18 protein-coding genes are annotated in these 20,069 nt (G+C 71.4%); 3 read left to right on the forward strand and 15 right to left on the reverse strand.

The window, feature by feature from the left end; translation table 11 throughout:
• The 4 genes from alaS to QUG92_RS09540 form a co-directional block, all read right to left on the reverse strand.
• Entirely contained in the window at positions 1–2,658 is a 2,658-nt protein-coding gene (gene alaS, locus QUG92_RS09525) for an alanine--tRNA ligase (RefSeq protein ID WP_289458833.1), read from the reverse strand.
• 54 nt (positions 2,659–2,712) lie between these two features.
• On the reverse strand, positions 2,713–2,895 hold the full coding sequence (locus QUG92_RS09530) for a hypothetical protein (RefSeq protein ID WP_069710788.1): 183 nt from the start codon (positions 2,893–2,895) through the stop codon (positions 2,713–2,715).
• A 130-nt stretch (positions 2,896–3,025) separates the two neighbouring features.
• Entirely contained in the window at positions 3,026–3,655 is a 630-nt protein-coding gene (gene rpsD / locus QUG92_RS09535) for a 30S ribosomal protein S4 (protein ID WP_066654559.1), read from the reverse strand.
• A gap of 223 nt (positions 3,656–3,878) precedes the next feature.
• The gene (locus QUG92_RS09540; RefSeq protein WP_411469361.1) at positions 3,879–5,294 is read right to left on the reverse strand and encodes a replication-associated recombination protein A; all 1,416 of its coding nucleotides are present in this window, start codon (positions 5,292–5,294) and stop codon (positions 3,879–3,881) included.
• A 108-nt stretch (positions 5,295–5,402) separates the two neighbouring features.
• Here QUG92_RS09540 and QUG92_RS09545 point away from each other — a divergent pair, with 108 nt between their 5' ends.
• Positions 5,403–6,215: a peptidylprolyl isomerase gene (locus QUG92_RS09545; protein WP_289458834.1), complete on the forward strand. Its 813-nt coding sequence runs from the start codon at positions 5,403–5,405 to the stop codon at positions 6,213–6,215.
• 135 nt (positions 6,216–6,350) lie between these two features.
• Positions 6,351–7,583 carry a DUF349 domain-containing protein gene (locus QUG92_RS09550; RefSeq protein ID WP_182046818.1) on the forward strand — a complete coding sequence of 411 codons (1,233 nt, stop codon included), beginning with the start codon at positions 6,351–6,353 and terminating at the stop codon, positions 7,581–7,583.
• Positions 7,584–7,685: 102 nt separating this feature from the next.
• Here the strand turns inward: QUG92_RS09550 and QUG92_RS09555 are convergent, their stop codons facing one another.
• The 5 genes from QUG92_RS09555 to QUG92_RS09575 form a co-directional block, all read right to left on the reverse strand.
• Positions 7,686–8,651 (reverse strand): bifunctional riboflavin kinase/FAD synthetase, encoded by a 966-nt coding sequence (locus QUG92_RS09555; RefSeq protein ID WP_182046819.1) that lies wholly within the window; start codon positions 8,649–8,651, stop codon positions 7,686–7,688.
• 10 nt (positions 8,652–8,661) lie between these two features.
• Complete coding sequence (locus tag QUG92_RS09560) at positions 8,662–9,102, reverse strand: hypothetical protein (RefSeq protein ID WP_182046820.1); 441 nt, start codon at positions 9,100–9,102, stop codon at positions 8,662–8,664.
• Between the two features lie 79 nt (positions 9,103–9,181).
• A complete protein-coding gene (locus QUG92_RS09565) occupies positions 9,182–9,547 on the reverse strand; it encodes a hypothetical protein (protein WP_182046821.1) in 366 nt (121 codons plus the stop codon).
• Entirely contained in the window at positions 9,544–10,503 is a 960-nt protein-coding gene (gene truB, locus QUG92_RS09570) for a tRNA pseudouridine(55) synthase TruB (protein WP_289458835.1), read from the reverse strand. Before truB ends, QUG92_RS09565 begins: the two co-directional genes overlap by 4 nt.
• 66 nt (positions 10,504–10,569) lie before the next feature.
• On the reverse strand, positions 10,570–11,016 hold the full coding sequence (locus QUG92_RS09575; protein WP_182046823.1) for a hypothetical protein: 447 nt from the start codon (positions 11,014–11,016) through the stop codon (positions 10,570–10,572).
• Between the two features lie 88 nt (positions 11,017–11,104).
• Between QUG92_RS09575 and QUG92_RS09580 the strand changes: the two genes are divergently transcribed.
• Positions 11,105–12,022, forward strand: coding sequence for an HhH-GPD family protein (locus QUG92_RS09580; RefSeq protein WP_289458934.1), 918 nt, complete (start codon positions 11,105–11,107; stop codon positions 12,020–12,022).
• Between the two features lie 19 nt (positions 12,023–12,041).
• On the opposite strand, the gene rbfA is transcribed toward QUG92_RS09580, so the two are convergent.
• From rbfA to ispG, 6 genes are all read right to left on the reverse strand, one after another.
• Positions 12,042–12,494, reverse strand: a complete 453-nt coding sequence (rbfA, locus tag QUG92_RS09585; RefSeq protein ID WP_289458836.1) for a 30S ribosome-binding factor RbfA — start codon at positions 12,492–12,494, stop codon at positions 12,042–12,044.
• Positions 12,495–12,587: 93 nt separating this feature from the next.
• Positions 12,588–15,428, reverse strand: coding sequence for a translation initiation factor IF-2 (infB, locus tag QUG92_RS09590; protein WP_069710780.1), 2,841 nt, complete (start codon positions 15,426–15,428; stop codon positions 12,588–12,590).
• Positions 15,429–15,503: 75 nt separating this feature from the next.
• A complete protein-coding gene (locus QUG92_RS09595) occupies positions 15,504–15,821 on the reverse strand; it encodes a YlxR family protein (RefSeq protein ID WP_069710779.1) in 318 nt (105 codons plus the stop codon).
• Between the two features lie 106 nt (positions 15,822–15,927).
• A complete protein-coding gene (gene nusA / locus QUG92_RS09600) occupies positions 15,928–16,923 on the reverse strand; it encodes a transcription termination factor NusA (protein WP_069710778.1) in 996 nt (331 codons plus the stop codon).
• Positions 16,924–17,067: 144 nt separating this feature from the next.
• Positions 17,068–18,822 (reverse strand): proline--tRNA ligase, encoded by a 1,755-nt coding sequence (locus tag QUG92_RS09605; protein WP_289458838.1) that lies wholly within the window; start codon positions 18,820–18,822, stop codon positions 17,068–17,070.
• Between the two features lie 95 nt (positions 18,823–18,917).
• Complete coding sequence (gene ispG, locus QUG92_RS09610) at positions 18,918–20,051, reverse strand: flavodoxin-dependent (E)-4-hydroxy-3-methylbut-2-enyl-diphosphate synthase (RefSeq protein WP_069711351.1); 1,134 nt, start codon at positions 20,049–20,051, stop codon at positions 18,918–18,920.
• Between the last annotated feature and the right edge of the window lie 18 nt (positions 20,052–20,069).

Raw genomic sequence — 20,069 nt, forward strand, 5'->3', positions numbered from 1 at the left:
TCAGCCCGCCAGGCGCGCCGTCACGGCACGCAGTGCCGCCGGGAGCGCGGCCGCGTCGGTCCCGCCGCCCTGGGCGAGGTCCGGCTTGCCACCGCCGCCGCCGCCGAGGACACCGGCCGCCTCCTTCGCGAGCGGCCCGGCCTGCACGCCGGCGGCCCGAGCGGCGTCGTTGGTCGCGACGATGACGACCGGCTTGCCGCCGATGACCGAGCCGAGCACGACGACCGCGGCGCCGTCGCCGAGCTGTCCACGCACTCCGGTGGCGAGCGAGCGGAGGTCGTCGCCGGACTGCAGGCCGTCGACGGTCTCCGCGACGACGGTCGTCGTGCCCACGGTCGACGCCTGCCGGGCGATGGTCGGCACCCGCTGCTGCAGGTTGGCCGACTCGAACTCGGCGATGCGCTTCTGGGCGGTGCGGAGGTCCTCCATCAGGCCCTGCACGCGCGTCGGCAGGTCTTCACGCGGCGCCTTCAGCGCACTCGACAGCTGCGAGACGATGGTCCGCTCGACCGCCAGGTCGCGGAATCCCTCGAGCCCGACGAGGGCCTCGACGCGGCGGTTCGTCGAGCCGACGCTGGACTCCCCCACCAGGTTGACGAGCCCGACCTGCGCGCTCGTGGCGACGTGGGTGCCACCGCACAGCTCGCGCGACCAGGGGCCACCGATGTCGACCATGCGGACCTCGGCGCCGTACTTCTCGCCGAACAGCGCCTGCGCACCGAGCGCCTTCGCCTCGTCGAGCGGCAGCACGCGGGTCTGCACGGCCAGGTCGGAGCGGATCGCGGCGTTCACGACCTCCTCGATCTCGGACCGGGTCGCGCCGGACACCGGCTGCGACCACGAGAAGTCGAGCCGCATGTAGCCCGACTTGTTGTAGGAGCCGGCCTGCAGCGCCTCCGGGCCGAGCACGTCGCGCAGGGCGGCGTTGACGAGGTGCGTGGCGGAGTGCGCCTGCGTGGCGCCGCGGCGGTACTCCGCGTCGACCACCGTCGTGGCGGCGTCACCGACCCCGACCTCGCCCGAGCGCACCTGGACCGTGTGGCTCCACAGCCCGGCGACCGGGCGCTGCACGTCGAGGACCTCGAGGTCGAAGCCGTTGCCGACGATCGAGCCCTGGTCGGCGTCCTGGCCGCCGGACTCGGCGTACAGCGACGTCTCACCGAGGATCACCTCGGCGATGTCGCCGACGACCGCACGGTCCACGCTGACGCCGTCGACGATGATGCCGAGGACCGAGGACTCCGCCTCGAGTGCGTCGTAGCCGAGGAACACGGTCTCGCCCGCGGCGCGGAAGGCGCTGTAGACGCTGAGGTCGGCGAGGGCGGTCTTCTTGCTCTTCGCGTCCGCCTTGGCGCGGGCGCGCTGCTCGGACATGAGCGTCTCGAAGGCACCGCGGTCCACCTGGACCCCGGCCTCCTCCGCCATCTCCATGGTGAGGTCGATCGGGAAGCCGAACGTGTCGTGGAGCAGGAACGCCGTGTCGCCGCCGATCGACGGGGCGCCGTCCTGCTTGGCGCGCTCGACCGCGACGTCGAGGATCGTCGTGCCCTGCGCGAGCGTGCGGAGGAAGGTCTCCTCCTCCGCGTAGACGATCCGGGCGATCCGGTCGTACTGCTCGGCGACCTCGGGGTACGCGCCCTGCATCGCGTCGCGGGAGGCGGGGAACAGCTCCGGGAAGGTGGCGCCCTCGACACCGAGCAGTCGCATCGCCCGGACGGTGCGCCGGAGCAGACGGCGGAGGATGTAGCCGCGGCCCTCGTTGGACGGGGTCACACCGTCGGCGACGAGCATGAGCGAGGACCGCACGTGGTCGGCGATCACCCGCATGCGGACGTCGTCCTCGTGCACGGCGCCGTACTCGCGACCCGAGATCGCCGCGGCGCGGTCGAGGACCGGACGGACCTGGTCGATCTCGTACATGTTGTCGACGCCCTGCTTGATGAACGCGACGCGCTCGAGCCCCATGCCGGTGTCGATGTTCTGGTTGGGCAGGTCGCCGGTGATGTCGAAGTCGACCTTCGACCGCACGTTCTGGATCTGGTACTGCATGAAGACCAGGTTCCAGATCTCCACGTAGCGGTCGTCGTCGGTCGCCGGGCCGCCGTCGATGCCGTACGCGGGGCCACGGTCGAAGAAGATCTCCGAGCAGGGGCCGGCGGGGCCGGGCTGTCCGGTGGACCAGTAGTTGGTGTCCTTGCCGAGGCGCTGGATGCGCTCGTCGGGGAGCGAGGAGTGCGCCTTCCAGAACGCGATCGCCTCGTCGTCGTCCTCGTACACGGTGACCCACAGGTCGTCGGGCGAGAACCCGAGTCCGCCGTCCGACTCGGGGGTGGTGAGGAGCTCCCAGGCGTACTGGATCGCCTGCTCCTTGAAGTAGTCACCGAACGAGAAGTTGCCGTTCATCTGGAAGAACGTGCCGTGCCGCGGGGTCTTGCCGACCTCTTCGATGTCGTTGGTGCGGATGCACTTCTGCACGCTGGTCGCCCGGGGGTACGGCGACGGGACGAGCCCGGTGAGGTACGGGATGAAGGGGACCATGCCGGCGACCGTGAAGAGGAGCGACGGGTCGTCGGAGACGAGGGACGCGGACGGGACGACGGTGTGTCCGCGGTCACCGAAGAACTGGAGCCAACGGCGGCGGATCTCTGCGGTCTGCATGGTGCTTCCTGATTCAGGTCGGCGGGAGTGCGTGGAGCGTGGGTGACGCGGTGGTCAGCTGTCGGTGCGGAGTTCGGCCTCGCGCGAGCGGTACCCGTCGGCGACCGCGCCGGTGAAGGCCTTCGTCCGGTCGTTGACGTCCGCGAAGAAGCGTGCCCCGCCCGGGGTGTTCGCGATCCGGTGCGCTGCGGCGAAGCCGATCACGATGCCGACGGCGACGAAGAACAGCTGCTTCACGGTGCCTCCCCTGCTCGCGCACGCTGGCGGTGCGTGCCCAGACGAGTGTAGTGGCGCGACGACTCCGGGAACGCGGAACGGCGGGCCGCCCTCCTGAGAGGACGACCCGCCGTTCGGGGTGATCGGACGATCAGCGAGCTGCGTAGTACTCGACGACGAGCTGCACTTCACAGGTCACGGGGACCTCGGCGCGCTTCGGGCGACGGACCAGGCGGGCCTGGAGCTTCTCGATCTCGACCTCGAGGTAGCCCGGGACCTTCGGCAGGACCTCGAGGTGACCACCGGCGGCGGCGACCTGGAGGGGCTCGAGGGACTCGGAGCGCTGCTTGACGTGGATCATCTGGCCCTCCTTCACGCGGAAGGAGGGGCGGTCGACGAGCTTGCCGTCGACCAGGATGTGACGGTGCACGATCAGCTGGCGCGCCTGCGCGGTGGTGCGGGCGAAGCCGGCACGGAGCACGAGGGCGTCGAGGCGCTGCTCGAGGAGCTCGACCAGGTTCTCACCGGTCAGGCCCTTCGTCTTGCGGGCCTCTTCGAAGACGATGCGGAGCTGCTTCTCGCGGATGCCGTACTGGGCGCGCAGACGCTGCTTCTCACGGAGACGGACGGCGTAGTCGCTGTCCGCACGACGGCGGGTGCGGCCGTGCTCACCGGGGCCGTAGGGGCGCTTCTCGAGGTAGCGGGCCGCCTTCGGCGTCAGCGGGATGCCGAGCGCGCGCGAGAGGCGGGTCTTGCTGCGGGTGCGTGACTTGGTAGACACAGGGTCCTTTTCTCTGTCTGAACTGAATGACTCGACGGGCACCGTGCGCACGAGTACGCGCGGTCCCGGCGACGGGATCCAGAGGGATGAGCCTGTGGGATCGGACGGCTACAGTCCGAACCTCTGCCCCCGTCCCACCGGAGTGGGACTGTGTCCTCGGCGCAGCCGCACACGAGGACCAGGACGTAGGCTCGGCAATGGTAGCAGGATCTCGGGTGGGGACCTACTCGCCGCGGGTGATCTTCCGGAGCCGCTCGACCCGCGGGCCGAGCTCGCGCTCGAAGCCGTTGCCGGTCGGGGCGTAGTACTCGGTGCCCTCGAGCACGTCGGGCAGGTACTGCTGCCGCGCCACGCCGTGCTCGGCGTCGTGCGAGTACACGTAGCCCTTGCCGTGGCCGAGGCGCTTGGCTCCCGGGTAGTGCGCGTCCCGCAGGTGCGTCGGCACCACGCCCATCCGCCCGGCACGGACGTCGGCGATCGCGGTGTTCACACCGTTGTACGCGGCGTTCGACTTCGGCGCCGTCGCCAGGTACACCACGGCCTCCGCCAGGGGGATGCGCCCCTCGGGCATCCCGATGAGCTGCACGGCCTGCGCCGCCGCGACCGCGATCGGCAGGGCCTGCGGATCGGCCATCCCGATGTCCTCCGACGCCGAGATGATGATCCGCCTCGCGATGAACCGCGGGTCCTCGCCGGCCTCGATCATGCGCGCGAGGTAGTGCAGCGCCGCGTCGACGTCGCTCCCCCGCACGGACTTGATGAACGCGCTGATGACGTCGTAGTGCTCGTCGCCCTGCCGGTCGTAGCGCAGCAGGGCGCGGTCCACGGCCGCGGCGACCGTGTCCGCGTCGACCAGCGGAACCGTCTCGACGCCGTCGAGCGGCGCGTCGCCGTCCTCGTCGTCCCCCTCCGGGTCGCCGGCGCGGGCGGCGACGGCCGACGACGCGGCGGCCTCGAGGGCGGTGAGTGCGCGTCGGGCGTCCCCGGAGGAGAGCCGGACGATCGCCGAGCGTGCGTCGTCGCCGAGCACCACGGACCCGCCGAGGCCGCGGGGGTCCTCGACCGCGCGGTCGACGAGCATGCCGAGGTCCTCGTCGGTCAGGGGCTGCAGGGTGAGCAGGAGCGAGCGGGACAGCAGCGGCGAGATGACGGAGAACGACGGGTTCTCGGTCGTCGCCGCGATGAGGATCACCCAGCCGTTCTCGACGCCCGGCAGCAGGGCGTCCTGCTGGGCCTTGCTGAAGCGGTGGATCTCGTCGAGGAAGAGCACCGTGGTCGACCCGTAGAGGTCGCGGTGGGTGAGTGCCTTCTCCATCACCTCGCGCACGTCCTTCACACCGGCGGTGACGGCGGAGAGCTCGACGAACTCGCGACCGGACTGCCGGGCGATGGCCTGCGCGAGCGTCGTCTTGCCGGTGCCGGGCGGTCCCCAGAGGATCACGGAGACCCCGCCGGGGTTCTCGCGCGTCCCCGTGGCGAGCTGCACGAGCGGACTCCCCCGGCCGAGCAGGTGCTGCTGCCCGGCGACCTCGTCGAGGCTGGTCGGACGCATCCGCACCGCGAGCGGGACGGAACCCTGCGCCAGCCCGGCGCGACCGCCGGTGGTGGGCGCACGCATGCCCGATCTGTCCGCTGCCATGTGTCGATCGTAGGCCGACCCACCGACCTGCCGCGTGCCTCCCGGCCGGGCGCACGACCGGTTCCGCTACGCTCGTCGGCACAGTCGACGAGAGGTCCGATCAGCACCGTGGCACCGAAGAACCAGGCGCGTGACAACCGTGAGGCGCGTGAGCGTCTCCGTCTGTACCAGGCCCGTCAGGGCCTGCACGAGCGGCAGCGTCGCCGTCGTCGGCGGGACGACGTGGTCGGGGTCGGTGTGCTCGTGCTGGTCGCCGCACTCGCGACCGGGTCGCAGTTGGCGTTCGCCGGTGCGCAGGCCCCCCGCGACACCGATGCGTCCGCGTCGGCCACCTCGACGCCCACGCCCTCCGCCAGCGCCACGGCCGGCAACATGGGAGAGGTGCCGAGCAAGGACATCGCCGATGGGAAGCGCTGGACCGGCACGCTCACCCTGAACGAGGACGTCCGACTGGGGATCGAGCTCGACGGCGCGGCGGCCCCGCAGGCGGCGAGCGTCGAGATCGACCTCATCCGCAAGCAGTTCTACCGGGACACCACCTGCCACCGGCTCGCCGACAGCAAGGGCTTCCGGTTCCTCCAGTGCGGCTCGGCGAACGGCGACGGCACGGGCGACGCCGGGTTCGAGTACGGGCCGCTCGAGAACGTGCCGAGCGACGGGGAGTACCCGGCGGGCACGCTGGCGATCGCCCGAGGCGCGTCGCCGTACTCGCAGTCCACCCAGTTCTTCATCGTCTACGGGGACACCACCCTCGACGGGTCGACCGGCGGGTACACCGTCGTCGGCAAGGTCACCAGCGGACTCGACGACCTCGAGTCGCGGATCACCTCGAAGGGCATCCGGTCGGCGGGCTCGGACGGCACCGGGGAGCCGGAGGTCGCGACCACGATCACCGGTGCGACCATCCGGAAGGCCGACTAGCGCCCCGGTCGTCGGCGCGTCGTCCACAGGCCGCACGCGCCGCTGGTCCCGACCGCCCTCCTGTGCAATAGGCTGACGACCTGACCGTGCCGACGGGGACGTCGGCGATGCACTACCACGATCGAGGCGAGACCTGTGGGACCTGACGAAGCAACGACCTGGGGCCGGGTCGACGAGAACGGGACGGTGTACGTCCGGTACGAGGACACCGAGAAGGCGGTCGGTGAGTACCCCGATGCCACCCCGGACGAGGCCCTCGCGTACTTCGCGCGCAAGTACGCCGACCTCGAGGGGCAGGTGAAGATCGCAGAGCAGCGTGTGCAGCGCGGCGCCTCGGCGAACGACGTCGCCCGCACCGTGGAGCACCTCCGCACGCAGGTGTCGGAGGCCCGCGTGGTCGGCGACCTGCAGTCGCTCGAGAAGCGCGTGGCCGCCCTGTCCGAGCAGCTCGGCTCGCTCACGCAGGAACAGGCCGCCCAGGCCCAGCAGGCGCTCACCGACGCGCTCGCGTACCGCGCGGCACTGGTGGACGAGGCCGAGTCCCTCGCCGCCGTCGACCCGGCGCGCGCGCAGTGGAAGCAGATCACCGCGCAACTCGACGACGTGTTCGCCCGCTGGCAGCAGCACCAGCACGACGGCCCGCGCCTCCCGAAGAACGAGGCGAACGAGCTCTGGAAGCGGTTCCGCGCGGCGCGTTCGACCGTCGACCAGCACCGCCGTGCGTTCTACTCGGAACTCGACGCGCAGCACCGCGACGCCCGCAACCGCAAGCAGGAGCTCGTCCAGCAGGCCGAGGCGCTGTCGACCCGTGGGTCCGACGGCATCCCCGCCTACCGGGAACTGCTCGACGACTGGAAGCGTGCCGGTCGCGCCGGCAAGCGCCACGACGACGCCCTCTGGGCCCGGTTCAAGGCCGCGGGTGACGTCCTCTTCGAACAGCGTCACGCCGAGGTCGCGGTGGAGAACGAGGAGTACTCCGCCAACCTCGTCGCGAAGCAGGCCCTCATCACCGAGGCGGAGCCGCTCCTGCAGCAGCGGGACCGGGTCGCTGCCCGTCGCACCCTGACGGACATCCAGCGTCGCTGGGACGAGATCGGGAAGGTCCCGCGTGGCGACGTCCGTCGCATCGAGGACCGGCTCCGCGCCGTCGAGGACCACGTGCGCAGCCTCGAGGACGAGCACTGGAAGGCATCCGACCCGGAGCGCAAGGCCCGGCAGACGGGGCTCGCGAGCCAGCTCGAGGACGCCATCGGCAAGCTGCAGTCGGAGCTCGAGGCCGCGCAGGCATCGGGCGACGCGCGCAAGATCAAGGAGGCGCAGGAAGCCCTCGACGCGCGCAAGATCTGGCTGGACGCGCTCGGCGGCTGATCGGGCACCAGCGCACGCGGTCCGATCCGCTCCCGCACGACCGAAGGCACCTGGCACCACGTGAACACGTGGCGCGAGGTGCCTTCCGTCGTGCGGCGGGTGCTACTGGACCGGCGCAGCCATCCCGAGCAGCAGCCGGATGTCCAGGTCGTCCTGCCGCATCTGCGCCGCGAGTTCGTCCATCGACGAGAAGGCCACCATGCCCCGGACGTACGAGACGAACAGCACCGAGATGGTGTCGTCGTACAGGTCGATGTCGACGTCGAGCAGGTGCGCCTCGATCTGCTTCGCCGGCACACCCTCGAACGTCGGGTTGTTGCCGACCGACACGGCAGCCGGGTAGACCGTGCCGTCGTGCAGCACCCGTGCGGCGTACACACCGTCGGCGGGGACGAACCCCTCGCACGCCGGGTCGAGGTTCGCCGTCGGGTACCCCATCGCCCGGCCGCGCTGGTTGCCGTGCACGACCGTGCTCCGCACCGCGTGCTCGCGACCGAGCAGTCGCGCGGCCTCGGCCACACGCCCGCCACCGAGGAGCTCGCGGATCCAGGTGGAGGACACCCGCCGTTCGTCGGCCGCCCGGACGTCGTCACGCAGGTCCACGTCGTCGATGAGCTCGACCCGGAAGCCGTGCTGCTCGCCCAGCTGCCGCAGCAGGGCGACGTCCCCGGCGCCGCGTGCACCGAAGCGGAAGTCGCTGCCGACGAACACGAGTTCGGCGTGCAGGGTGTCGACGAGGATCTCGGAGACGAACGCCTCGGGTGCCCGAGACTGCAGGTCCTGGTCGAAGCGCAGCAGCAGCATCGCGTCGACGCCGATGCCCTCGAGCAGCTCCCGCCGCTGCGCCGTGCTCGTGAGCGCCGGCGGCACGCGGTCCGGGTCGATGACGCTCAGCGGGTGCCGGTCGAAGGTCACGACGGTCGACACCAGGTCGTGTTCGCGGGCGGCCCGTTCGAGGTGCGCGATGACCGCACGGTGACCGACGTGCACACCGTCGAACTTGCCGATCGTCACCGCGCTCGGACCGAAGCCCTGCGCCACGTCGGCGATGTCGTCGTAGAACTGCACGGCCCCGCCCCTACTCGCCGGCCGTGACGGTGGCGTGCGTCGGCTCCGCGGCGGCAGCGCGGTGGTGCTTGCGCAGCCACCACAGGCCGGCGATCGGCAGCACGAGCGGCGCGAAGACGTACCCGAGGCCGTAGTACGACCAGACGGTGTCGTCCGGGAACAGCTGCCGGTCGACCAGGGACAGCGTGCCGACGACGAGGACCCCCGCCATCTCGAAGCCGATCGTCACGCAGGCCACGCGGTACCACGCCCGCCCGGGCACGATGAGCGCGATCATGGCGACGATGTAGACGACGGCCGCCACCGCGCTGAGCGTGTACGCGAACGGAGCGAACGAGAACTTCTCGATGATCTGGACGACGCTCCGCCCGGTCGCCGCCAGGGCGAGGATGCCGTACACGGCGATGAGGACCCGGCCGACGCCGGTCGCGAGGGAGGATCTGTTCGCCACGGCGTCGAGTCTACCGACGGCCGACGACGCCCGCGGACGCCGGTGTCGTCGCGGACGGACGGCCGGCAGCAGCCGTGGATCAGTTCAGGGCGAACCAGATCTGGTACATGCGGTAGACCATCACCGCGACGGTGAACGCCCCGGCGCCGAGGACCACCGTGCTCCACCGCGTGCGGTCGACGAGCGCCCACAGGATCGCGGCGGGCGGCACCAGGAGCACCGACACCGCGTACACGCCGAACTCGAGTCCGTTGCCCTGCGGCGGGCTGCCGACCGCGGGGAGGACGAGCGAGACCACGCCCTGTGCGACGAGCAGCAGCTCGATGAGCGCGAGCGATCCGACCGTGTAGTCGTTCGGCTTCCACCCGATCAGCCCGACGACCACGGCGAACAGCCCTGCCACCACGGCGACGGTGAGCTGCACCCACATGAACCACTCGATCACGCGTCTGTCCCTGCGCTCGGCCCCGGCACGGACGGCGCCGGGAAGTTGGTGATGACCCGGAGGAGTCCGCGTCGGACGGAGACGAGGCCCACGAGGCGGTCCCCGCCCCCGGCGATCGCGGCCACCGGACCGTCGCTGTCCGGGTGGTCGGCGGCGACCCGCTTGCCGTCGGTCAGGTCCTTCGCGGCCGCCGCGTCGAGCGTCACGACGTCGAACAGCCGTCGGGCGACGTCGGCCGGTCGCTGGAGCGCCCCGGCGACGTCGACGTCGTCGTCCTCGAGGTCGACCGCGTCCGTCACGTCGAACGGCCCGACGGCCGTGCGCCGGAGCGCGACGAGGTGGGCGCCGGTGCCGAGCGCGGCCCCGACGTCACGGGCGAGAGCGCGGACGTAGGTGCCCGACGAGCAGTCGACGACCACGTCGAGGTCGACCACGGTCACCTCGGTGCCGTCCACCGTGATCGTGTGGTCGGTCCGACCGGTGACGTCGAAGCGCGACACGGTCACCGTGCGCGAGCGCAGCACGACCTCCTCGCCCTTCCGCGCGAGGTCGTACGCCCGACGGCCGTCGACCTTGATCGCGCTGACGGTCGACGGCACCTGGTCGATGACGCCCCGCTGGGCGGCGACCGCCCGCTCGATCGCGTCCTCGGACACGTCGGCGTCGAGGACGCCCGTCACGGAGGTCGGCGTGCCGTCGGCGTCGTCCGAGTCCGTGCCGATGCCGAGCCGGATCGTCGCGGTGTAGGTCTTGCCGAGACCGACCAGGTGCGTGAGCAACCGGGTCGAGGGACCGGCGCCGAGGAGCAGGAGCCCCGTCGCCATCGGGTCGAGGGTGCCCGCGTGCCCGATCTTCTTCAGCCCGAGCCGCCGTCGTGCGATCGAGACGACCCGGTGGCTGGAGATGCCCTGCGGCTTGTCGACGAGGAGGATGCCGTCAGGCGCGGTAGCGAGCACCGGACGAGGGTACCAGCGCCGCCCGCACCGGAGCGGGCGCGGGAGACCGCGTCGGGACCTCCTGCGTCAGCAGGCGTCGTTCCACTCGCGACGGGGGTGCTCCGGGTCGGTGACGTCGAGCACCGCGGACGCGGCGATCTTCACGTCGGCACGACGCTCGAGACGGCCGGCCTCCTGCTCGACCCACAGCGACCAGCGCCAGAGGCCCCGGGCGCCCGCTGCGAGGAGCCCCTGTCCGTGCACGACCAGGACGCCCTCGCCCGCACCCGTCGTCCGGAACGGCGTGACGACGTCCGAGCGCAGGACGTCCGCATCGGGCGACGGAGCGGCCGCGGCCATCGCGGAGACGCCGTGCTGCTGGAAGCCCGTGACCAGTGCGGCGGCGACGCGCTCGAGGTCGGTGCCCTCCTGCCCGTCGATGCCGACGACGGTGCGGTTCGTCCCGACCTGCGCGATCACCTCGCCCGCGATCGCAGCCATCGTGTCGGTCTCCTGCGGTGCCCAGCGTGCCATGCACCCACCGTAGGCTGTCGTGGTGAACGCGAGCGCAGCCTCCCGGCCGTCTGTGGACGACGCGGCAGTCGTGGACGACACGGCAGTCGTGGACGACGCGACGACCGCCGACGACACGACGGGCGCGACCCGCCCCGACCTCGCCACCCCGCTCGTCGCCTGGTTCCGCGCCGAGGCGCGGGACCTCCCCTGGCGCCGCCCCGGCTTCCCCGCGTGGGGCACGCTGGTGAGCGAGATCATGCTGCAGCAGACGCAGGTGGCGCGGGTGGTCCCCCGACTGGAGGCGTGGCTCATCCGCTGGCCGACCCCTGCAGACCTCGCGGCGTCACCCCCGGCGGACGCGGTGCGCGCCTGGGACCGGCTCGGCTACCCGCGGCGCGCCCTCGCGCTCCACGCGGCCGCGACGGCGATCGCCGAGCGGCACGACAACGTCGTCCCGCGCGACGTCGACGCCCTGCTCGCACTCCCCGGGATCGGCGACTACACCGCGCGGGCGGTGGCGGTCTTCGCGTACGGCGACCGGCACCCGGTCGTCGACGTCAACGTCCGCCGGGTGCTCGCCCGCGCGGTCCTCGGCCAAGCCGAGCCGGGCCCCGCGAAGGCGAAGCAGGACCTGCCGCTCATGGAGTCGGTGCTGCCGGCGGACCGTGCCGACGCCGCCGCGACGAACGCCGCGGCGATGGAGCTCGGTGCGCTCGTCTGCGTCGCCCGCTCCCCCGCGTGCGACGCCTGCCCGATCGCCGACCGGTGCGCTTGGCGGGCGGCCGGCTACCCCGAGCACGACGGGCCGCGGGCCCCGAAGCAGGCGCGGTTCGCGGGGAGCGACCGGCAGGTGCGGGGCCTGATCATGGCCGAGCTGCGGTCGAGCGACGTGCCGGTTCTGCGCTCCGACATCGACCTCGTCTGGCCCGACGACGCACAGCGGGAGCGTGCACTCACCTCGCTGCTCCGCGACGGACTGGCCGTCGGCGACGATGCGGGTGGGTACACGCTCCCGAGTGCGTGAACGAGCGAGTGAGTGAGGACTAGGCGCGCGCCTCGTCCTCGTCGTCCTCGTCCTCGTCGTCGTGCTTGTACGGGTCGGCGTCGCCGGCGTACTGGGCGCCGGCCGAGGCGGCCCGCACCTGCGCGTCACGGACCTGGGCCTGCGCGAGCAGGTCCTCCATGTGCGCGGACGTCTCCGGCAGGGCGTCGGCGATGAACTCGAGCGACGGCGTGAGCCGGGCCGTGATGTTCTTGCCGACCTCGCTGCGGAGCATGCCCGTCGCGGCCTTCAGCGCCGCAGCGGAGTCGGCGCGCTCCTCGTCGGAGCCGTAGACGGTGTAGAACACCGACGCGTGCTGCAGGTCACCGGTGACACGGACGTCGGTGATGGTGACGAAGCCGAGACGCGGGTCACGCAGGCCCTTGTCGAGCCGTCGAGCGACGACTTCCTTGATGCGGTCCGCCATCTTGCGTGCGCGCTGCGGATCGGCCATGGGGGTCCTCCTGTGGAGATGAACGTCGTGCGTGGAACGGGGACGGGCCCCGGCCTCCCGTGAAGGAGGCCGGGGCCCAGGGTAACCGTGGAACTAGTCGCGCGGCTTCTCGACGAGCTCGGTGGTCTCGATCTCGTCACCGATCTGGATGTCGTTGTACTTGCCCAGACCGATACCGGCCTCGAAGTCCGTGCGGACCTCGGTGACGTCGTCCTTGAAGCGACGCAGCGACTCGATGGCCAGGCCGTCGGCGAGCACCACACCGTCACGGATGACGCGCGCCTTGGCGTTGCGCGTGATCGTGCCGGAGCGGACGATGACACCCGCGATGTTGCCGAACTTCGAGGAGCGGAACACCTCGCGGATCTCGGCGACACCCGACTGGACCTCTTCGTACTCGGGCTTGAGCATGCCCTTGAGGGACTGCTCGATGTCCTCGAGTGCGTTGTAGATGACCGAGTAGAAGCGCACGTCGATGCCCTCGCGGGCCGCACGCTCGCGGGCCTTGACGTCCGGACGGACGTTGAAGCCGACGACGATCGCGTTGTCGATCGTGGCCAGGTCGATGTCCGACTCCGTGATCGCGCCCACACCGCGGTGCAGGATGCGGAGCTGGACGCTGTCGTCGACCTCGATGTCCAGGAGCGACTGCTCGAGTGCCTCGACGGCACCGGAGACGTCACCCTTGATGATGAGGTTGAGCGAGTCGACCTTGCCCTCTTCGAGTGCGCGGGTGAAGTCCTCGAGCGAGATGCGCTTGCGGGCCTTGGCCAGCTGGGCGTTGCGCTCGGCGGCCTCACGCTTCTCGGCGATCTGGCGGGCCGTACGGTCCTCCTCGGTCACCAGGAAGGTGTCACCGGCGCGCGGCACCGACGACAGACCCTGCACCTGCACCGGACGGCTCGGCGTCGCGGCCTTGACCGCCACACCGTTCTCGTCGGTCATCGCACGGACCCGGCCGTAGGCCGTGCCCGCCACGATGGCGTCACCGACGTGCAGCGTGCCGGACTGGATGAGCACCGTGGCGACCGCACCGCGACCCTTGTCGAGTCGGGCCTCGATCGCGACACCGCGGGCGTCCTTGTCGGGGTTCGCACGCAGGTCGAGCCCCGCGTCCGCCGTGAGCAGCACCGCGTCCAGGAGGTCCTGGATACCGACGTTGTTGCGCGCCGACACGTCGACGAACATGACGTCGCCGCCGTACTCCTCGGCCACCAGGTTGTACTCGGTGAGCTGCTGCCGGACCTTCGCCGGGTTCGCGCCCTCCTTGTCGATCTTGTTCACCGCGACCACGATCGGCACACCGGCCGACTGGGCGTGGTTCAGCGCCTCGATCGTCTGGGGCATGATGCCGTCGTCCGCCGCGACCACGAGGATCGCGATGTCCGTCACCTGGGCACCACGGGCACGCATGGCCGTGAAGGCCTCGTGACCCGGGGTGTCGATGAACGTGATCGGACGCTCGATGCCCTCGTGCTCGGTGACGATCTGGTACGCACCGATGTGCTGCGTGATGCCGCCGGCCTCGCCCTCGACCACCTTCGAGTTGCGGATGGCGTCGAGCAGGCGGGTCTTGCCGTGGTCGACGTGACCCATGACGGTGACGACCGGGGGACGCTGCTGCAGGACGGAGTCGTCCTCGTCGGCGTACTCGGCGTCGATGTCGATGTCGAAGCCCTCGAGGAGCTCACGGTCCTCGTCCTCGGGCGAGACGATCTGGATCTTGTAGCCCAGCTCCTCGCCGAGGACCTCGAACGTGGCCTCGTCCAGCGACTCGGTCGCGGTCGCCATCTCACCGAGGTGGAAGAGCACCGTCACCAGGTTGCCGGGCATCGCGTCGATCTTGTCCGCGAAGTCCGAGATGCTCGCACCGCGACGCAGACGGACGACCGTGTTGCCGTCGCCGCGCGGGACCTGCACACCGCCGAGCGACGGCGCCTGCCGCATCTCGTACTCGGCGCGCTTCGTCCGCTTCGACTTGCGGGCACGGCTCTTGCCGCCACCGCGACCGAACGCACCGGCGGTACCACCACCGGGGCCACGGCCACGGCCGCCGCCACCGGCGGGACGCGGGCCGCTGAAGGCCGGACGGGGGAAGCCGCCACCGGCACCCGGGGCACCGCCCGGACGACCGCCGGGGCCGCCACGACCGCCACCCTGGCCCGGGCGCTGCCCGAAGCCGTTGGGACGGTTCGCCTGGCCGGGGCCACCGGGACGCGGCGCACCGGGACGCGGGACGCCCGGGCGCGGCGGGGCCGGACGCGGGATGCCGTTGCCACCACCGGCACCGCCGGCGGGACGCTGACCCATGCCCTGGTTGGACGCGAACGGGTTGTTGCCCGGACGCGGCGGGCGCGAGCCCATGCCCTGGCTCGACGCGTAGGGGTTGTTGCCGGGACGGGCGCCCGGCTTCGGGCCACCCGGCTTCGGACCGGCGGCGGAACCCGGCTTCGGGGCACCGCCGGGCTTGACGGCGTCACCCTTCGGCGCGGACGCCTCGGCGGCCTTCTCGACCTCGGCTGCCTTGCGGGCGGCCTCGGCCTCGGCCTGCCGCTGCGCGACCGACTTCGGGGCGGCCGGCGCGGGCACGTCGGCGGCGGGTGCCGCCTGGACCTCGGGCTCGGCCTGGGGTGCGGGCGCCGGGCGCGCCGGACCCGGGCGGGGACCGCCGGGCTTCGGGGCGCTGGACCGGGGGGTGCCGGACTTCGGGGCACCGGACGCCGCAGCGGCGCTCGGGGCCGCCGGAGCGGCGGGCTTCGACGCCGTCGAGGCGCCGGACGCCTGCAGCGCAGCACGGAGCTTGCGCGCGACGGGGGGTTCCACACTGGAGCTCGGGCCCTTGACGAACTCGCCGAGCTCCTTGAGCTTCTCCATTGCGGTCTTGCTGTCGACACCGAGTTCGGATGCGATCTCGTGTACGCGTGGTTTTGCCACTGTTCTCCTTCACGGGTCCCACCCCGCGAAGGGGGCAGGACTCACTGGATGACGGGTCTCACTTCGAGCCGCTCATCAGTTGTCCATAAGCCGTTCAGCCTGTTCTGTCGTGTCCTGGTGTCCGCCCGACTGCTCGGCTGCGAGGCCGTGCAGGTGGTCGAGCACTGCGGACGTGTCGGGTTCGCGATCCAGCCGGAGCGCCCGGCGGAAGGCCCGGCGCTTGACGGCCAGTTCGTAGGCTTCGACGGTCGGGGTGAGCCACGCCCCCCTGCCCGGCATGACTGCCTTCGGATCCGCCACGACACGACCGTCGCTCAGGGCGACGACACGGAGGAGGGAGGATCGGGGAGCACGGCGACGACTGCCGATGCACGTTCTGACGGGAACCACCATACTCCTTGCCTCCGACGACCGCGATCCGGCGCGCCCGGTCGGGTCACGCCACCAGCGGAACACGTCGGGCGGCGGCCACCGCCCGACGTGCTCCGGTGCCCGCCCCTCAGTCGTCCCCGTCGAGGATGCTGTCGGGCTGGATGTCGATGCGCGCGCCGGTGAGCTTGGCGGCGAGACGGGCGTTCTGCCCCTCCTTGCCGATGGCGAGCGACAGCTGGTAGTCCGGCACGAGGGCGCGGACGGCCTTCGTCGAGGCGTCGAGCACGAACGCGCTCGTGACCTTCGCCGGCGACAGCGCGCTCGCGACGAACGACGACAGGTCCGACGACCAGTCGACGATGTCGATCTTCTCGGTGCCGAGCTCCGTCGTCACCGCGCGGACGCGGGCGCCGAGCTCACCGATGCAGGCACCCTTGGCGTTGACGCCGGGCTCGTTGGCCTTCACCGCGAGCTTCGTGCGGTGCCCAGCCTCGCGGGCGATCGAGGTGATCTCGACGACGCCCGAGGCGATCTCCGGGACCTCGAGCGCGAAGAGCTTCCGGACCAGGCCCGGGTGCGTGCGCGAGACCGTGATCTGCGGGCCCTTCGGTCCGCGGCCGACGCTCGTGACGTACACGCGGATGCGGTTGCCGTGCTTGTACTCCTCGCCCGGCACCTGCTCCTCGGGCGGCAGGATCGCCTCGACCGTGCCGAGGTCGACGTGCACCATCTTCGGGTTCGGACCCTGCTGGATCACGCCCGCGACGATGTCGCCCTCCTTGCCGCGGAACTGACCGAGGATCTTGTCGTCGCCGATGTCCCGCAGCCGCTGGTTGATGACCTGCTTGGCGGCGAAGGCGGCGATGCGGCCGAAGTCGCTCGGCTGGTCGACGGCCTCGCCGACGACGTTGTCGTCCTCGTCACGCTCGGGCACGTACACCGAGACCTCACCGGACTTGCGGTCGAGCTCGACGCGCGCCTGCGGGTCGACGTGCTCGTCGTTCTCGGTGCGGTGCTTCTGGTACGCCGTCAGGATGGCCTGTTCGATGATCCGGACGAGTTCGTCGAACGGGATCTCCCGTTCACGCTCCATGAGTCGCAGGACTGCGAGATCGATCTTCACCGAGGTGCCTCCGTTATTCAGCTGAGTCGCTCCTGCGGGTGGAACTGCGCAGAAGTCGGCCACAAGCGTACCCCAGAACCACGAGACGGACGGGAGGCGCGGTGCCAGCTGGCGCCGCGCCTCCAGTCCGTCAGGGGGTCGCGATCAGATCGCGCGGACCGCCTCGAGCAGTTCGGCGACCGGCACGTCGCGCCGCTCGCCCGAGCGGCGGTCCCACAGCTCGACGACGCCGTCGGCGGCGTTCCGCCCGGCCACGACGACCACGGGGACACCGAGCAGCTCGGCGTCGCGGAGCTTCACCCCCGGCGAGACCTTCGGACGGTCGTCGTACACGACGTCGTACCGCTCGCCCTCGAGGGTGTCGATGAGCGTCGTGGCGAGGTCGTAGGCGACCTGGTCCTTGCCGGTCGCGACGACGTGGACGTCGAACGGGGCGACCTCCTTGGGCCAGGCGAGGCCCTTGTCGTCGTTGTGCGCCTCGGCGAGGATCGCGAGGATGCGCGTCACGCCGATGCCGTACGAGCCCATCGTGACGGTCGCGAGCTTGCCGTTCTCGTCCTGCACCTTCAGGTCGAGCGCCTCGGCGTACTTGCGACCGAGCTGGAACACGTGCCCGATCTCCATGCCGCGAGCGGTCTCGAGCGGGCCGGAGCCGTCGGGCGCGGGGTCGCCCGCGCGGACGTCGGAGACCTCGGCGACGCCGTCGGCGGTGAAGTCACGGCCCATCACGAGCCCGGTGACGTGCACCCCGCGCTCGTTCGCACCGGTGACCCACGCCGTGCCCTCGACGACGCGGGGGTCGACGAGGTACCGGATGCCCGAGTCGCTCTCGGCGCCCAGGACCTGCGGGCCGATGTAGCCCTTGACGAAGACGCCCGGGTGCCGCTTGAAGTCGTCGTCGCCGGCGGCCTCGACCTCGGCCGGGGCGAACGCCACCTCGGCGCGCTTGAGGTCGACCTCGCGGTCGCCGGGGAGCCCGACGACGACGACCTCGCGGGTGCCGTCGAGGTGCGTCAGCGCGAGCACGACGTTCTTCAGGGTGTCGGCGGCGGTCCACGGGGCGCCGTCGCGCGGCGCGACCGCGTTGGCGTGCGCGACGAGCGTGTCGATCGTGGGGGTGTCCGCGGACGGCAGCGTCACGGGCTCCGGCTGGCCGTCGATCGGCAGCGCGTCCGGCACCGGCGTGACGTACGCCTCGACGTTGGCCGCGTAGCCGCCGGCACTGCGGACGAAGGTGTCCTCGCCGACACCGATCGGGTGCAGGAACTCCTCGGACTTCGAGCCGCCCATCGCGCCGGCGTCGGCCTTGACGATGACGTACTCGAGGCCCAGGCGGGCGAAGATCCGCTCGTAGGCGTCGCGCATCACCTGGTAGCTGCGCTCGAGCCCCTCATCGGTGAGGTCGAACGAGTACGCGTCCTTCATGGTGAACTCGCGGCCGCGCAGGAGTCCGGCGCGGGGTCGGGCCTCGTCGCGGTACTTGTCCTGGATCTGGAAGAGCGTGACGGGCAGGTCCTTGTACGAGCCGTACAGGTCCTTCACGAGCAGCGCGAACATCTCCTCGTGCGTCGGCGCGAGCAGGTAGTCGGAGCCCTTGCGGTCCTGCAGGCGGAACATGCCGTCGCCGTACTCGGTCCACCGGTTCGTCGCCTCGTAGGGCTCGCGGGGCAGGAGTGCGGGCAGCAGGACCTCCTGCGCGCCGGCCGCGACCATCTCCTCGCGGATGATGTCCTCGATCTTGTGGCGGACCCGGAGGCCGAGCGGCAGCCACGCGAAGATGCCCGGCGACTGGCGACGGACGTACCCGGCGCGGACGAGCAGCTTGTGGCTCGTCACCTCGGCGTCGGAGGGGTCGTCGCGGAGCGTGCGGAGGAACAGATGGGAGAGCCGTGTGACCACGGACGCAAGCCTAGCGGCGGTGGTCGCGGGACGACGACGGACGGGAGGCACGTGGCGGGGCAGCCAGGCGCCTCCCGTCCGGAAGGGGGTCGGCCCTAGGCCGTGGTGACCACCTGCGGCGTGCCCGGCGCGGCGTCCGGGCCCATCTCGTCCGCGATGCGGTTCGCCTCGGCGATCAGGGTCCGGACGATCTCGTGCTCGGGGACGGTCTTGACGACCTCGCCCTTGACGAAGATCTGCCCCTTGCCGTTGCCGGAGGCGACGCCGAGGTCGGCCTCGCGGGCCTCTCCCGGGCCGTTCACGACGCAGCCCATGACGGCGACGCGGAGGGGCACGGTCATGCCCTCGAGCCCCTTCGTCACGTCGTTCGCGAGCTGGTAGACGTCGACCTGTGCACGGCCGCAGCTCGGGCAGGAGACGATCTCGAGCTTGCGCTCGCGGAGGTTGAGCGACTGCAGGATCTGCAGGCCGACCTTCACCTCCTGCGCGGGCGGGGCGGAGAGCGAGACGCGGATGGTGTCGCCGATGCCCTCGGCGAGCAGGATGCCGAACGCCGTGGCGCTCTTGATCGTGCCCTGGAACTCGGGGCCGGCCTCGGTGACGCCGAGGTGCAGCGGCCAGTCCCCCGCCGCGGCGAGCTGGCGGTAGGCCTGCACCATGACGATCGGGTCGTTGTGCTTGACCGAGATCTTGAAGTCGTGGAAGTCGTGCTCCTCGAACAGGCTCGCCTCCCAGACCGCGGACTCGACGAGTGCCTCCGGGGTCGCCTTGCCGTACTTCTGCAGCAGGCTCGGCTCGAGGGAGCCGGCGTTCACCCCGATGCGCAGGCTCACCCCGGCGTCCTTCGCGGCGCGGGCGATGGCGCCGACCTGGTCGTCGAACTTGCGGATGTTGCCCGGGTTGACCCGGACCGCCGCGCACCCGGCGTCGATCGCCTGGAAGACGTACTTCGGCTGGAAGTGGATGTCGGCGATGACCGGGATCTGCGACTTCTTCGCGATGATCGGCAGCGCGTCCGCGTCGTCCTGGCTGGGGACCGCGACGCGGACGATGTCACAGCCGGACGCGGTGAGCTCGGCGATCTGCTGCAGTGTCGCGTTGATGTTCGTCGTCGGCGTCGTCGTCATCGACTGCACGGAGACCGGGGCGTCGCCGCCCACGAGGACCTTCCCGACCCGGATCTGCCGCGACTTCCGGCGCGGGCTCAGGGTTGCGGGGACTTTCGGCAGACCGAGGTTCACTGCTGG

The sequence above is a fragment of the Curtobacterium citri genome (assembly GCF_030362955.1).
GTDB lineage: Bacteria > Actinomycetota > Actinomycetes > Actinomycetales > Microbacteriaceae > Curtobacterium > Curtobacterium citri.